This window comes from Streptomyces sp. NPDC014889, assembly GCF_043081205.1.
Lineage (GTDB): Bacteria > Actinomycetota > Actinomycetes > Streptomycetales > Streptomycetaceae > Streptomyces.
The window spans coordinates 119,549-130,981 of the sequence record NZ_JBIBWH010000019.1; the positions used below are offsets into that span (position 1 = coordinate 119,549).

General features: G+C 72.5%; 15 protein-coding genes. 6 read left to right on the forward strand and 9 right to left on the reverse strand.

The annotated features are described in order from the left end of the window. Positions 1–113: 113 nt before the first annotated feature. From ACF09J_RS31245 to ACF09J_RS31255, 3 genes are all read left to right on the forward strand, one after another. A complete protein-coding gene (locus ACF09J_RS31245; RefSeq protein ID WP_392308819.1) occupies positions 114–788 on the forward strand; it encodes a response regulator in 675 nt (224 codons plus the stop codon). Next, positions 785–2,665: a sensor histidine kinase gene (locus tag ACF09J_RS31250; protein ID WP_392308820.1), complete on the forward strand. Its 1,881-nt coding sequence runs from the start codon at positions 785–787 to the stop codon at positions 2,663–2,665. The genes ACF09J_RS31245 and ACF09J_RS31250 overlap by 4 nt, the downstream gene beginning before the upstream one ends. 144 nt (positions 2,666–2,809) lie before the next feature. Continuing rightward, positions 2,810–3,727 (forward strand): SGNH/GDSL hydrolase family protein, encoded by a 918-nt coding sequence (locus ACF09J_RS31255; RefSeq protein WP_392308821.1) that lies wholly within the window; start codon positions 2,810–2,812, stop codon positions 3,725–3,727. 94 nt (positions 3,728–3,821) lie between these two features. Here the strand turns inward: ACF09J_RS31255 and ACF09J_RS31260 are convergent, their stop codons facing one another. Together ACF09J_RS31260 and ACF09J_RS31265 are read right to left on the reverse strand one after the other, a co-directional pair. After that, positions 3,822–4,022: a hypothetical protein gene (locus ACF09J_RS31260; protein ID WP_392308822.1), complete on the reverse strand. Its 201-nt coding sequence runs from the start codon at positions 4,020–4,022 to the stop codon at positions 3,822–3,824. Between the two features lie 19 nt (positions 4,023–4,041). Continuing rightward, positions 4,042–4,578 (reverse strand): DUF2269 domain-containing protein, encoded by a 537-nt coding sequence (locus ACF09J_RS31265; protein WP_392308823.1) that lies wholly within the window; start codon positions 4,576–4,578, stop codon positions 4,042–4,044. A 128-nt stretch (positions 4,579–4,706) separates the two neighbouring features. On the opposite strand from ACF09J_RS31265, the gene ACF09J_RS31270 reads away from it, so the two are divergent. Next, complete coding sequence (locus tag ACF09J_RS31270; RefSeq protein ID WP_392308824.1) at positions 4,707–4,925, forward strand: hypothetical protein; 219 nt, start codon at positions 4,707–4,709, stop codon at positions 4,923–4,925. Between the two features lie 94 nt (positions 4,926–5,019). On the opposite strand, the gene ACF09J_RS31275 is transcribed toward ACF09J_RS31270, so the two are convergent. From ACF09J_RS31275 to ACF09J_RS31290, 4 genes are all read right to left on the reverse strand, one after another. Beyond that, on the reverse strand, positions 5,020–6,426 hold the full coding sequence (locus ACF09J_RS31275) for an FtsW/RodA/SpoVE family cell cycle protein (protein ID WP_392308825.1): 1,407 nt from the start codon (positions 6,424–6,426) through the stop codon (positions 5,020–5,022). A gap of 130 nt (positions 6,427–6,556) precedes the next feature. Then, positions 6,557–7,465, reverse strand: a complete 909-nt coding sequence (locus ACF09J_RS31280; protein ID WP_392308826.1) for a serine hydrolase — start codon at positions 7,463–7,465, stop codon at positions 6,557–6,559. Between the two features lie 184 nt (positions 7,466–7,649). Next, the gene (locus tag ACF09J_RS31285; RefSeq protein WP_392308827.1) at positions 7,650–8,630 is read right to left on the reverse strand and encodes an ion transporter; all 981 of its coding nucleotides are present in this window, start codon (positions 8,628–8,630) and stop codon (positions 7,650–7,652) included. Positions 8,631–8,826: 196 nt separating this feature from the next. Beyond that, on the reverse strand, positions 8,827–9,489 hold the full coding sequence (locus ACF09J_RS31290) for a zinc ribbon domain-containing protein (protein WP_392308828.1): 663 nt from the start codon (positions 9,487–9,489) through the stop codon (positions 8,827–8,829). A gap of 282 nt (positions 9,490–9,771) precedes the next feature. On the opposite strand from ACF09J_RS31290, the gene ACF09J_RS31295 reads away from it, so the two are divergent. Together ACF09J_RS31295 and ACF09J_RS31300 are read left to right on the forward strand one after the other, a co-directional pair. Then, positions 9,772–10,395, forward strand: coding sequence for an acetate uptake transporter (locus tag ACF09J_RS31295; protein ID WP_392308829.1), 624 nt, complete (start codon positions 9,772–9,774; stop codon positions 10,393–10,395). 77 nt (positions 10,396–10,472) lie between these two features. Beyond that, entirely contained in the window at positions 10,473–10,628 is a 156-nt protein-coding gene (locus ACF09J_RS31300) for a DUF6131 family protein (protein WP_392308830.1), read from the forward strand. Positions 10,629–10,674: 46 nt separating this feature from the next. Here the strand turns inward: ACF09J_RS31300 and ACF09J_RS31305 are convergent, their stop codons facing one another. From ACF09J_RS31305 to ACF09J_RS31315, 3 genes are read right to left on the reverse strand one after another with little or no spacing between them, the layout of a single operon-like run. After that, positions 10,675–10,860: a DUF5808 domain-containing protein gene (locus tag ACF09J_RS31305; RefSeq protein ID WP_392308831.1), complete on the reverse strand. Its 186-nt coding sequence runs from the start codon at positions 10,858–10,860 to the stop codon at positions 10,675–10,677. Positions 10,861–10,888: 28 nt separating this feature from the next. Then, positions 10,889–11,029 carry a hypothetical protein gene (locus ACF09J_RS31310; protein WP_392308832.1) on the reverse strand — a complete coding sequence of 47 codons (141 nt, stop codon included), beginning with the start codon at positions 11,027–11,029 and terminating at the stop codon, positions 10,889–10,891. Between the two features lie 59 nt (positions 11,030–11,088). Further along, positions 11,089–11,295 carry a hypothetical protein gene (locus ACF09J_RS31315; protein ID WP_392308833.1) on the reverse strand — a complete coding sequence of 69 codons (207 nt, stop codon included), beginning with the start codon at positions 11,293–11,295 and terminating at the stop codon, positions 11,089–11,091. Positions 11,296–11,433 lie beyond the last annotated feature (138 nt).

Consider the following 11,433-nt stretch of genomic DNA (forward strand, 5'->3'; position numbering starts at 1 on the left):
CAGCGGCGTTCCGGCGCGCATCGGCGGTTCGTCCCCGACGGCGGGGAGGTTTTCCCGTACGTCCCGGGAGAAGAACCTCCCCGACGGGAACCGGTCTCCGCCATCATCGGGACATGACCTCCGCGGCCCGTCCCATCCGGGTGCTCATCGCCGACGACCATCCCGTAGTACGGCGCGGGATGAGCGCCCTGCTGACCTCGCTCACCGGGGTGGACGTGGTGGCGGAGGCGGCCACGGGCGAAGAGGCACTGCGCGAGGCGCAGTTGAGCCGTCCGGACGTGGTGGTGATGGACATCCGGATGCCGGCCATGGACGGGGTGGAGGCCACCCGGCGGCTGACCGCGCTGCTGCCCGACGTCGCGGTGCTCGTCGTCACCATGTACGAGGACGACGAGACGGTGCTGTCGGCGCTGCGCGCCGGGGCCCGCGGCTATCTCCTCAAGGGCGCCCAGCAGGAGGAGATCCTGACCACCATCCGGTCGGTGGCGGCCGGCCAGTTCGTCATCGCCCCGGGCGTCGCGGCCCGCCTGCTCGGCCAGGTCGGACCGCCGCCCCGGCCGGCCGACCCGTTCCCCGAACTGACCGCCCGGGAACGGGAGATCCTCGACCGGGTGGCGCGCGGCCACGGCAACGCCCGGGTAGCGGCCGAGCTGGAACTGGCCGTCAAGACCGTCGCGAACCATCTGTCCGCCGTCTTCGCCAAGCTGGGGGTGAGCGGCCGGACCGAGGCCATCCTGCTCGCCCGCGAGCGGGGACTGGGCGGCGACGCCTCCGGCTCCGCCTCATGACCGCCCGCCCGCCGGCCGTCCTGGGCCGGGCGGCCCTCGCGCCGGTCGCCGGTCCGGCGGTCGCGTCCCTGTGGTGGGCGCCGCCGTCCCCGTCCGAGCGGTGGGTCCTGTGGGCCCTCGTGGTCGGCCTCGGACTGACGGTGTCGTACGCCCTGGTCACCGCCCGGCGAGGGGCCTCGGCCGCCGCACGGCTGCTCGGACTGTCCGCGGCGGCACTGCTGAGCGCGCCGCTCGCGGCCGCGGCCGGTGTCCCGGAACTCGCCGTCGTACCGGTGGTGCTGGCTTCGACGGTCACCGTGCCGCTGGCCGCCCTCCGCGTCGTCGAGGTGCGGCCGGTGTCGCGGACGCTGCGCTGGGCGGAGGCGTCGATCGCCGTGTGCGGGGCGGGCTGTGCGGCCGCGTCGGTGACGGGCGGCGAACCGGCGCTGATCGCGGCCGGGGTGGCCTCGGGCACCGCGATGTGCGCCGGCACATGGGTGCTGTTCGAGCTCACCTCCGGCGACGACCGGCGCCGCGTCCTGTGGCTGGTGCTGGGCGCCGCCGCGACGACGCTGGCCGGGATGCTGCTGTTCGCGGTGGACAACTCCCTCACCCTCGGCTTCCCGGCCGACGTGCTGACGGTCGGCGCGGCCTCCCTGCTGCTGCCGGGCGCCGTCACCGTGGCGCAGGTCGCGCCCCGCGCGGTGGACGTCCGGGTGGTGATGCGGGGTGCCGCCGTCCTCATCGTCATGCTCGCGCTGAGCGCCGCGGTGTACGAGGGCATCGCCGCCGTCTGGGAGATGGCGGTGGGCGCCCGGCCGGACAAGGGCGTGCCGCCCCTGCTGGCCGCCGGGATCGCCGCCGGGTACCAGCCCGTCCGGCGTCATGTCGAGGCGGTGATGGACGAGATGCTGTTCGGCCGGTCGGCCGACGCGGTGGAGACGTTGACCCGGCTCGGCACGGACCTGACCACCGGCGCCGCTCCACCGCTGTGGCTGCACACCCTGCGCACGACGCTCGGCGTGCCCGGCATCGAGCTGCGCCAGGAGGACAGCGTGGTCGCCACCGCGGGTATCGTCGACGCGGACCACGTCCAGGTCACCGCCCTGCGCGCGGACGGTGAGAAGGTGGGCGATCTCGTGGTCGGTCTGCCGCCGGGACATCTGCGGCTGCCCCGCGCGGCCGCCGCGGTGCTCGACCTCGTCGCGGCCCCGCTCGCGCAGGCCCTGCACGCGGCCCGGCTCAGCGAGCAACTGCGCCTGTCCCGGGGCCGTACGGTGACCGCGCTTGAGGAGGAGCGGCGGCGTATGCGCCGCGATCTGCACGACGGCCTCGGCCCCACCCTGACCGGCATCGCCTACACGGCGGACGCGGTCGTCAACCTCATCGCCACCGACCCCGAGCACGCGGTCGAGACGCTGCGCGCGCTGCGCGCCGACGTGGGCGACACGATCACCGAGATCCGGCGGATCGTCTACGGGCTGCGCCCCCGCGCCCTCGACGAACTCGGCCTCGTCGAGGCCATCCGGCAGCGCACCGCCCCGCTGCGGGTCGCCGACGGCCGCCCGCTCACGGTGACGGTCGACGCGCCGGAGCAGTTGCCGCAACTGCCCGCGGCCGTCGAGGTCGCCGCCTACCGGGTGGCGGTGGAGGCCGTCACCAACATCGCCCGGCACGCCGCCGTGACCACCGCCACGCTCACCCTGGAACTGCTCGGCAGCGGCCATCTGCGGGTGACCGTCGCGGACTCCGGTCGCTGCGCCGAGGCATGGACGCCCGGCGTCGGCATCCAGTCCATGCACGAGCGCGTCGAGCAGATCGGCGGCACCCTGACCGTCCGCACCGCGCCCGAGGGCGCCACGATCACCGCCGAACTGCCCCTGTCCATCCCGGCGTGAGATCGCCGCAGCCGCTTCACACCTTGCCGCTTCACACCTCTGGCCCCGGGGACTTACCGAACGGTATACAAGCCCAGTCGAACGTGCGACGGGGGCACCCTGGTGCCCAGCGGACACGAAGTCTCGGCCCACGGAGAGGAATTGATGAACCATCAGGACAGCGTCAGAGGGCGGCGGTGGCCGGCCGCGGTGGGGGCGGCGCTCGGCGGATGCGCACTCGTCGCCGCTTCCACGGCGCCCGCCACCGCGCACGGAGTCGGCTCCGGAGCGGGGTCCGCCCGTGCCGCGCGCTACGTGTCGCTCGGGGACTCCTACACCTCCGGTCCCGGGATCCCGCGGCAGGTCGACGCCGGCTGCGGGCGCTCGGACAGCAATTACCCGTCGATCGTGGCGGCGGAGCCGAACGTCGCCTCGTTCACGGACGTGAGCTGCGGCGGGGCGACGACCGACGAGATGTGGAAACCGCAGGGCTCCAACGACGCCCAGCTCAACGCGCTGCGCAAGGACACCGACCTGGTGACGGTCCAGATCGGCGGCAACGACGTAGGGTTCGGCTCCATCATCGCCACCTGCGCCGGGCTCGGCCCCCAGCAGCCGACGTCGGACCCCTGCCGGCGCCACTACGCCTCGTCCGGCGTCGACCGGCTGACGCTCGACATCGCGCGGACGGCGCCGAAGGTGGACCGCGTGCTGCGGGCCGTGCACGCCAGGGCGCCGCACGCCCGCGTGCTCGTCGTCGGTTACCCGGACCTGCTGCCCGACGACGGCAGCGGCTGCTTCCCCTCGGTGCCCTTCGCCGCGCGGGACTTCCCCTATCTGCGGGACACCGAGAAACGGCTGAACACGATGCTCCGCCTGGTGGCCGCGTGGAACCGCGCGGAGTACGTCGACACCTACGGGCCCACGGTCGGCCACGACATGTGCAAGGCCCCGGCGGACCGCTGGATCGAGCCGTTGCAGCCGGCCTCGCCCGCCGCCCCGGCCCACCCCAACGCCAAGGGCGAGGAGGCCATGGCGCGTGCGGTGCTGAAGGTGCTGGACAAGCGGCACGGGCGGGGCTGAGCCCCGGCCCGGCGGGCGTGCGGCGGGCACCGGCCCGGCGGCCGCCGCACGCCGCCGCCGGAGCGGTCCCGGCCCGGCCGGCCCGCACGGAACGTCACAGGCGCGGGGTGTCGAACCAGTGCCTCGTGCCGGGCCCCGTGACCAGGAACAGCATGACGGCGGCCAGCACGGCCCCGGCCCACCACACCCGGTGGTGCACCAGGGCGCCCACGGCCCCTGCGACGATCACCAGCAGGCCGACGACGACCGCTCCGCCCCTGACGCCGTTGCCACCCTTCGCGATCTTCAGCGCCACGACCCCGGTCCGCGACCCGTCAGACCGTCGCGCCCTGGCGGCGGGCGGGCTTGGCCGCGCGCTGGGCGGCGCGGTGCCGTCGGCCGCGCCGGGTCAGGCCCCAGGGCTTGAGCACGGATATCACCGTCATGAAGACGTACGCGGTCAGGGAGACGATCGGGCCCATCAGGATTCCGCGGGAACCGGACAGCGGCTCGCCCGCGGCCACGTCCCTGACCATCGACGTCAGCCCGGGGCGCAGCACGAGGACCGTGGCGGCGGTCGTGGCCAGGGTCAGCCAGAACTTCGTGTAGACCCATCGGTGCCGGGCCAGCCCCCACGGGGTACCCAGGGACAGCACAAGACCGCTGAACAGGGTGGCGAACGCGACGGGGAGCAGGAGCCAGTCGGCGAAGAGTTTCATGGCGCGCACGGAGGTCTCCACGGTCACCGCGGACTGCGTGGTGACCGCGGCGATCGCGAGGGCGAGCAGTCCGAGGGAGAGGCCGAGCCAACTGGCGGAGGCGACCACATGGACCACGAGGAAGGCACGGCGTGCGGGGCGGCTTGTTCTCACCCGCCACACGGTGCCGGACGGCGGCGCGGCCCGCGTCCGACGCGGGGAGTAACCCGGTGTACCGGCCTCGGCGTACACGCCTGACCGGCGCGCCTCGACCTTTCCGGTCCCAGCACGAGGAGAGCGACATGCCCATCGAAACCGTGGAGCGATTCCTGACCGCCCTCGACCCGCACCACCGGGAGCACGTCCGGGGCCTGTCACGCGAGGAGCAGGAGAGCCTCGCCGCCGCCTGGGAGACCGAGCTCCAGCAGGACACCGACCTCGACACCCTGAGCGAGCTGTCGCCGCCGGCGGCCGAGAGCGAGGCGGCGGCACGCGTGGCCAGGAAACTCCTCGAACACTGACGAGGGAGTGCCGCGGGAGTACCCGGCCGCCGACGCCGTACTCCCCCGGTCGTACGAGCGCGTCGCCCGGCCCGCGGTCCACCCGCGGACCGGGTCAGCGGCGGACGAGCTGGGTCTCGGCGGCGTCCAGATCCGCCGCCGGTACGGGCGCGGGGCGGCGGGCGGTGTCGCTGACCTTGAGGAGCAGGGCGACGAGCAGCCAGTTGGCGACCATCGCCGAGCCGCCCTGGGCCAGGAACGGCAAGGCCTTCCCGGTGAGGGGGATGAGCCCGGTGACACCGCCGACGACGACGAACACCTGGAGCATCAGCGTGGTCGCCAGACCGGCGGCCAGCAGCTTGCCGAACGGATCGGTCACGGTGATCGCGGTACGCAGGCCGCGCTCGGCGAGCAGGGCGTACAGCAGGATCACGGCCATCACTCCGGCCAGGCCGAGTTCCTCGCCGACGGTGGTGAGGATGAAGTCGCTGCGCCCGGCGAAGCCGATGAGCTCGGGGTGGCCCTGCCCGAGGCCGGAACCGAGCATCCCGCCGGAGCCGAAACCGAACAGCGCCTGGGCCGCCTGGTCGGAGATCAGTCCGGCCGGCCGCTGCTCCGGAGGGAGGTAGATGTCCATGGGGTGCAGCCAGGCGACCACCCGGCCGTGGACGTGCGGTTCGAAGGAACCCACGACGAAGGCCCCGACGGCGAACATGCCGACGCCGAACACCACCCAGCTGGTCCGCTCGGTCGCGACGTACAGCATGACGACGAAGACGCCGAAGAAGATGAGCGAGGTGCCGAGGTCCCGTTCGAGGACCAGGACGAGCAGGCTGATGACCCACACGGCCGCGATCGGGCCGAGCTGCCGCCCTCGGGGCAGGTACATGCCCATGAAGCGCCGTCCGGCCAGGGCCAGGGCGTCCTTGCGGAGCGTCAGGTACCCGGCGAAGAAGAGCACGATCACGATCTTCACGAACTCGCCGGGCTGGAAGGACAGCGGGCCGAGGAAGATCCACCGCTTGGCGCCGTAGACGTCGCCGGGGTAGAAGGCCGGAGCCATCAGCAGCACCAGGCCCACGGTGACGGCCACGTAGGGATAGCGCTGGAGCCGGCGATGGTGCTTGAGCGCGATCACGACCGCGATGAAAGCGAATACCGCGAGGGCGACCCACATGATCTGCCCGCCGACCGCCGTGGGCGAGTGGTACCGGGCCTGGTAGGCGATGTCGAGGCGGTGGATCAGGACGATGCCCAGGCCGGTGAGCAGGGTGGCCAGGGGCAGGATCAGCGGGTCGGCGTGCGGGGCGAACCGCCGTACCGCCAGGTGGCACAGCAGCGGCAGGAGGGCCAGGACCGCGACGTGGAACACCCAGTCGGGCGGCAGGCTGCCCGTGAGCGCGAGGGAGCTTCCCACATAGCCGAATCCGCAGATGGCAATGGCACCCAGCAGCAGCGCCAGTTCCTGGTTGCGGCTGACCGGATCGCCGCCCGGACTCGCTGATCCGCCTCGACTGCCCATGACAGTTCCCCCCTGCCCGTTCCGCCGGACTCCCGTCTCCGGTCCGGTCACACCCGGCACGACTATACAGTTGCGCAATGACGCAACTAACCACCGAGGGTGGGTGGCCGGGTTCCGGCGCCGGTGCCCGTCAGGTCCCGGCGGCCGCGGCCACGGCCTGCCGGGCCGCCCGCTCGACCAGGGCGACGCCGTCGTTCATCGACGCACTGCCGTCGGACAGCACGGCGACGAGGTAGCGGTGTCCGCCCACCGTGATCCGGCCGACGCTGTTGACGTCCCAGAGCCCGGTGGTGGTCCGCTGGAGCCAGCCGTTCTTCAAGGCGTACTCGGCGCCGGAGGCCGCCGAGACGCCCCAGGCCTGCTCGCTCGCGATCCGGCTCATCAGCGACCGGATGTAGGTCCGGGACTCCTTGTTCAGCGGGGAGCCGGTCCCCGACGCCCCGGCGCCGTCGAACACCGACAGCAGAAGGCGGACCTGGTCGCTCGCCGTCGTCCGGGTCAGCCCCCACCTGCCGCCCGGGCCGCCCTTGGTCGAGGTCAGCCCCAGGCGCTTGTTGGCGGCCTGCAGACCCGGCGCCCGGCCGATCTCGTTCCACAGGGCGTCGGTCGCCGTGTTGTCGCTCTTGCGGATCATCGGCTCGGCCAGGGCGCGTTCGTGTGCGGTGAGGTGCCGGCCCGCGTCCTGGGCCTTGAGCAGCAGCGACGCGAGGATGTCGACCTTGATGATGCTGGCGGTGTCGTACGGGGCGTCCTGGCCGTACAGCAGCGGCTTCCGGCTCGCGCCGCCGAGGCTGAGCACCGCCGCCGTCACCCGCGCCTTGCTCTGCGGCTGCGGGGCCGCCGGGACGGCCGCCTCGGCCCGGGCCTGCTGCGCCGGGGCGGGCGCGGCGACCGCGGGTGCCGCGTTCAGCGCGCCGAGGGAGAAGAGGGTCGTCACCGAGGCCAGGAGGGCGCCGGCGCAGGCGCCGGCACGGCTGACCCGGCGCCTGGCCGAGGCCGCCGGGGTCTTCGCATGCGAGAGGGAACGCGAATGGGACATGATCGGGCAGGTCTCCGCAAGGGGTCGGCAAACGGGGGAAACTGCTTGGCGAAGGTAGACAAAATGTGCGCCAGGTGAAGTGGCCCCCGTCACTGCGAACCCGTTTTAGCCCGAATTGTGAGAAGGCCCACCCCCCGTCGGCCGGCCCTGTCACCGACCGGTCACAGCAAGCCGCGCGGCCGCCTCACCCTCGCCGCCGGGACGCCCTCTGCCGGGACCGGGCGGGGCCGGAGGCCGGGCGCCCCACGACCGTCGGGACGACGAGGGCCGCCTGCCTGGCCCGTGGCGGAGCGGCCCGACCGAGGTCGCGTTCGAGGTCGTCGAGGGCCCTGCGGGCCGCCGCGATGCGGGCGGCGAGCTGTTGCTGGACGTCCTGGGGTCCACCGGCGTCCGCCGTTTCGGCGGGCTGGTCCCGCTCCATCTCCCGGGCCTCCTCCAGGGACGTGATGACCACGCCGATGAGGACGTTGACCAGGACGAACGAGGCCAGCAGGACGTAGGAGGCGTAGTAGATCAGGCTCCAGCGCGACACCTCCAGGCCGCTGTGCACCGCGTCGCCGATGCCGTCCAGGGTCATCAGCAGGAACAGGGTCAGGACGGCGCGGCCTATGGAGCCGTAGTGCTCGGGGTCGTGGCGGCCGAAGAAGACCCAGCCGACCATGGCGTACACGTACAGCAGCAGCGCGCCGACCAGGAGGAAGCTCAGGGTGCCGGGCAGGCTGCGGACCACCGCGACCAGCACGATCCGCACCTGCGGCAGGAAGCGGGCGGTGCGCAGCACGCGCGCCAGCCGCAGCAGCCGCAGCACCGTGGCGTTCTCCCGTACGACGGGCACGAAGGCGCACAGGACGACGACCAGGTCGAAGAAGTTCCACGGGTCCTTCCAGAACTCCCGCGGACGGTCGGCGTAGGCCAGCAGCCGGACGAGGATCTCCAGCGTGAACGCGGCCAGGCAGACGTGTTCGGCCTGCCGTAACCAGTGGTGCCACTGCGCTGCCAGACCGGAGTACGTCTCGACGCCCAGCAGCGCGGCGTTGAGGAGGATCACCGCGAAGACGCCGAGGGCGAACCAGCGGGCCTCGGTGACGGTCCGGCAGCGGCGGGCCAGTTCTCCGCGCAAGGACCTCGATGCGATGTCGGGGTTGTGATCGTGCTGCTCCGGCATCTGGCGCCCTTGCTCCTTCACATGCGGTGGCCCGGCCGACCGGGCTGGAAGGACGGGCTCGTTGAAGGATGATCATCCTCCAACTCGGCACCGCGCGGCACCGTGGATCGCGACACGTTCGCGGACCGCGTACCACACGCCGTGCGTGCCGTACGCGGTCGCCTGTGCGCTCAGTCCCGGGGCCGCGGTCCGGTGCTCACCTCCGGGTGCCGCAGGAGGGGCAGAAGGCGGCGCCGTCCGGCAGGTCCTGGTGGCAGGAGGAGCAGCTGTCGGTCTGGGCGAGGCGGTGTCCGCAGGCGGGGCAGAAGGTCGCGCCCCTGGTCTCGGCGCGGCACTGCGAGCACACCAACTGCCGTGGCGTGGTGGCGTCGTAGTCCTGGCCGCGCTGCTGACCGGCGTCGTAGGCGCGCTGGGCCACCATGTCGTTCAGGCCCCGCTGCTGGGCCGCCTGAGCCTCCGCCGCGGTGTCCGGGGAGCAGGTGAGGCAGAGTCCGAGGCCCGGGTTCCAGCAGCGGGCGCAGACGTAGGCCGTGCAGCGGGGGCAACGGTCGAAGTGGCCCTGCGCGTTGGCGATGGCGCGGGTGAACGCCTCGTCCCGCTGGGTTCCGTAGTTCGCGCCGGCCAATCCGTCGGCCGCGTTGGAGACGCCCTGGGCGGCGCCGCCGCCGATGACCGACCAGGCCGCGTTCACCCCCCGCGACAGCCAGCCCGCCATCTGGCCCGCCCGGAAGGGCTCGAACGGGGAGCGCCAGGTGTCGGAGCACCGTGAGCAGTAGAACTCGAACTGGAAACCGGCGCCGGTTCCGTGCTGCTGGCACAGGTCGCGGTGGTTGTTGTTGAAGTAGATCTCGGTACTCATGGTGCGTTCCCCCCAGGGCCGACCCTCGTGATGGTGTTCCGCCCGCGCGACGCCCGTCTCGTCGTGCGGGTGTCCGGAATTCTGCCAGCAGTGCGGGCGCCCCGGCACCTGCCGTCCGGCGACTGATCCTGGGGCAAACGGGTACGCGTGTGGTGAACAGATACAGCTGAAGACTCGGGCAGCGCCGGCGCTGCCCGCGGGTTCGGCCCCGTGGACGTCTTGTGCCTGCGCTCGTCGGGCTCTGGCTGGTTCTGCCGGCCTCAGGTCGAAGGGATTTTGGCCATGACTGACGACACCAGCGACTCCGTGCGCGAACAGGCCCGCCCGGCCGACCCGAGGCCGGTCTCCTACGCGGATCCGGCCCCGCTGGGCCTGGCGGGGTTCGCGATGACCACCATCCTGCTGTCCATCATCAACACCAACCTGCTCAAGGAACCAGGCGCGATCTTCCCGGTGCTCGGACTCGCCGCGTTCTACGGCGGTCTGGCGCAGTTCGTCGCGGGGCTCTTCGAGTTCCGCCGCGGCAACACCTTCGGCGCGACCGTGTTCGCTTCCTTCGGCGCGTTCTGGTTGACGTACTGGTGGCTGGTGCCGCGGGTGGCGGCCGTCGGCGACGTGCACAACGGCCTGGGCCTGTTCCTGCTGGCGTGGGGCATCTTCACCGCCTACATGGCGGTGGCCGCGCTGCGCACCAGTCTCGCCGTGCTCGCGGTGCTGGTACTGCTGGCCCTCACCTACATCCTCCTGGCGATCGGCGAGTTCCAGGGCGGTCCGGCACCGCAACTCGCCACCCAGATCGGCGGCTGGTTCGGCATCGCGTCGGGGCTGGTCGCCTGGTACGCGTCGGCGGCCGGGGTGATCAACGCCACGCACCGGCGGACGCTGCTGCCCACCTGGCCCCGCTGAACCGGTCCGGGCGGGGCGATACGGCGCCGTTTCGGGGTACCCGGGCCAGTGAGGCACTTCTCCCTACGGAGGCGGTCATGCTCGTCCTCGGCGTCATTCTGCTCGTCGTCGGCTTCGTCACCGGCATCTCGATCCTGTGGACCATCGGCATCATCCTGGCCGTGATCGGCCTGATCCTGTGGGTCCTCGGGGCGATGGGGCACGCGGTCGCGGGTCGCCGTCACTACTGGTGACCGGCACGACGACGGGAGCGGCGGCCCACGGGCCGCCGCTCCTTCCTCAGTGCCGGGCGAAGTGGGTCAGAACCGCGGCGGCCACGGGGGCGCCGAAGGTCCATACCCAGGCCATCGGACGGCCGTAGTTCAGGGTGCGGCCCCACCCGTAGCGCTTGGGGACCACCACGCGGGGATCGTCGCGGTCGTAGTAGAAGATCCCGTACCAATGACGCTCGTCGTCCGGGTTCACGGTCCGCCTCCCCCCTCCGGGGCGGGTGTCAGGCGTGGCCGGCGCCGCGGCCCGACATCCGCCAGATCCTGATCTCGCGCAGGAGCCCCGGCATCTCCTTGATCAGCACCGCGACCACCAGTCCGCCCACCAGGGCGGCCTCGACCGCCAGCAACTGTTTCGCTGTCATCCCCGTTCCTCCCTTCCTGCTGACCCGCTCCTGCCCCGTCCCGGCTCCCGCACGCTCCGTCATCCGGGCGAGATGTTCGGCATGGCCTTCATGATCGTGTCGTGCTTCTTCCAGTGGATGCCCGTGGACCGCCGGGCATCGGAGGTGCCGTCCTCGTGGTGCCCCTTCTGCTGCTCGTACGGGCCCCAGTTGCCCTGGTGCAGTCCGGAGACGTGTCCGGGGGTGTCGGGCCTCACGTCACGCCTGCCGACTCTGATCGTGCCCATGGTCTGCTCCTCGTCTCCCCCCGGCGCTCGGCGCCTTCAGCCTTGGTCGGTTCCGTAGGTGGGGGTGTGGGTGGTGGTGAGGGTTTTGCCGTTGCCGAGGTACATGTGGACGCCGCAGGGGAGGCAGGGGTCGAAGCT